Here is a 1794-nt window from a genome sequence, read left to right as displayed (position 1 = left end):
CCCCAAGCGCCACACGATCGACCAGCCGAGCAGCCACGGAACACCACCCCTGGTATCCGTTGAACCGCCAACACGGCCCAAAGTCAACGGCATTGCGTTTAAGGCACTGGCTGTGCGATGAAGAAGGGGCACCACCTTTACGGGGCCCAGCGCCAACCCGGTGCGGCCGATGGATGGAGAGCCCGTAGCCACGTCATGGTTGAACGCACCTCCCCGGCTCGCTCGACGGCCGGGGCCACAGCGGCCCGGGCACTTACCGATTGGCGTACAGCTCGTCCAGTCCCCCCGAGAGCGCGGCGCGTACCCGGCGGGTGACCTCGTCAACCAGCACTTCGGGTTCATCATTGAGCAGCCCCGTCATGGTGGCCTCGGCCACGTCGTCCGCGAGGATTTTCGGGGAGTCCACGTTCGCCGCCAAGGCGGTGTCGACATAGCCGGCGTGCACGCCAACCACGAGCGTGCCCTGCTCTCGCAGGGCCAGCCGGAATGCGTTCGTCAGTGACCATTGGGCTGACTTGGAGGCTGCGTAGCTCGGAAACTGCCGGTTGGCCACCCACGACGCCACGGAGAGCATGTTCACCAGTGCTCCGCCGCCATTGGCGGCCAGTACGGGTGCGAACGCACGTGAGACGGCCCAGGTTCCGAAGTAGTTGACCTCCATCTCGCGCCTGGCACCGTCCAATGAGCCCTCCAGGAGCGATGGGCCACCGGTGACCCCGGCGTTGTTGATGACAATGCTGACATCATCGGCGGCACGTGCGGCTGCGGCGACCTGCTCCTCGTCGGTGACGTCCAGTCGCAAAGGAGTGAGGCCGGAGGCCAGGGCTGTGTTCGGGTCCCGGACGCCGGCGTAGACCTTTGCTGCGCCGTGCGCGAGCAGAGCCTCCGTGAATGCCATTCCGATGCCACGGTTGGCTCCGGTGACAAGGGCTACCGAACCGTTGATGTGCATGATCATCACTTCCGTCAGCGAACGCGGAGGACTCTCTTCTTCCAGGCTAGTACTCCAGCCGGACCTCGGTATTTCTCCTGGTCAAAGGCCTGGCGGTGACTAGTGCAGCGGGGTTTGACATGGGTGGGGTGGTCTTGGGGCGGCTATCCTCGCCAACGTGTGCCCACCCCCGCATGTAGCGACAGCGCCCGGCAGGTGTCTGGTGGCGACGCCCCCATCGGGCCAGTTCGCGGCGGGCACATCGTGGCGGAGATCAGCTGCTGGCAGACGACGGAATTCGGCTGCTGTGGGATCCACAACTCCTCCTCGACGGCGCCGTTGCGGAGTGCGACCGGGTCGTCGACAGGGCCGACTTCTCCCACCAGCACCGCCGACACGGAGTGAACGTGCAGGCGGTGACCGACCCAATCGGACAGCTGCTGTGGATCGCGCCGGCGCTGCCGGGCCGCGGACCCGATCTCACTGCGCCCGTGCTCACCGGATCATCCGGATCTGTTGAACGCCAGCGCGTTCCCATCCTCGCCAACCGCGCCTATAGGAGCCGGCCCCTGGGTGACGACACGGCCTACCGGGACGCTGCCTCAAACCGACCCAGCAAACGGTCAACCACGCGCTGTTCACAGCACGGGCGCCGGTCGAGCGCGGCGCCGCACGACTGTAAGTCGGCGAGGCCGTGGCCCGGCACCTCGAGCCGGTCGGCGTCGGTGTCCATGCTCGCCTGCACGTGTGTCCGCGTACCGGGTTGTCAGAGGACGTCTGGTTCGTGTAGTTCGCGGGTGATTGCGGTTTATGCGTCTCGCCAGGTTGGGGTGGTTTCGCCGGTTGCGCGTTTGGCGAGGGCG

The 1794-nt window shown here is 66.4% G+C and carries 2 protein-coding genes; one reads left to right on the top strand and one right to left on the bottom strand.

Features of this window, described 5'->3' with window-relative positions:
• Nucleotides 1–253: 253 nt before the first annotated feature.
• Nucleotides 254–958, bottom strand: coding sequence for an SDR family oxidoreductase (locus ACZ4MF_RS48905; protein WP_467500916.1), 705 nt, complete (start codon nt 956–958; stop codon nt 254–256).
• A 251-nt stretch (nt 959–1209) separates the two neighbouring features.
• Between ACZ4MF_RS48905 and ACZ4MF_RS48900 the strand changes: the two genes are divergently transcribed.
• On the top strand, nt 1210–1794 hold a 585-nt coding region (locus ACZ4MF_RS48900; protein ID WP_467500918.1), incomplete at its 3' end, for a transposase family protein.

The organism is Streptomyces sp. NPDC025793, assembly GCF_055558375.1.
The sequence above is the reverse complement of the archived record's forward strand: the minus strand, read 5'-3'. Positions and strand labels throughout refer to the sequence as shown.